This window comes from Saccharomonospora iraqiensis subsp. paurometabolica YIM 90007, from assembly GCF_000231035.2.
GTDB classification, from domain to species: Bacteria; Actinomycetota; Actinomycetes; order Mycobacteriales; family Pseudonocardiaceae; genus Saccharomonospora; species Saccharomonospora paurometabolica.
In genome coordinates, this window is sequence record NZ_KI912185.1 from 57990 (window position 1) to 58483 (window position 494).

The 494-nt window shown below is 76.1% G+C and carries 1 protein-coding gene; it reads left to right on the forward strand.

Going from position 1 to position 494, the window contains the following annotated elements; all coding sequences use genetic code 11:
- The coding region (locus SACPADRAFT_RS24450) for a phenylalanine--tRNA ligase subunit beta-related protein (protein ID WP_040923719.1) at positions 1-494 on the forward strand (494 nt) is incomplete at both ends.

Consider the following 494-nt stretch of genomic DNA (forward strand, 5'->3'; position numbering starts at 1 on the left):
CGCGAGGTCGGCGAGGCCTCGGGGATCGAGCTGCGCCCGGAGGCCGCGGACACGGCGCCGTGGCATCCCGGCCGGTGCGCCCGGTTCGTCGTGGACGGCCGCACCGTCGGCCACGCCGGTGAGCTGCACCCGAAGGTGGTCGAGAAGCTCGGCCTGCCGAAGCGGACGGCCGCGATGGAGCTGGACCTCGACGCGATCCCGCTGGTGGACCGGCGGCCCGCACCGTCGATCTCGCCGTACCCGCCGGTGCTGGTCGACGTGGCGCTCGTGACGGACACGGACGTGGCGTCGGCCGAGTTGGCGGACGTGCTGCGGGACGGCGCGGGGGAGCTGCTGGAGGACGTGTCCCTGTTCGACGTCTACGCCGGGGAGCAGGTCGGCGAGGGCAAGCGGTCGCTGGCCTACACGCTGCGGTTCCGCGCACCCGACCGGACGCTCACCGCCGAGGAGGCGAACGCCGCCCGCGACGCCGCCGTGGCGGCGGCCCGCGAGCG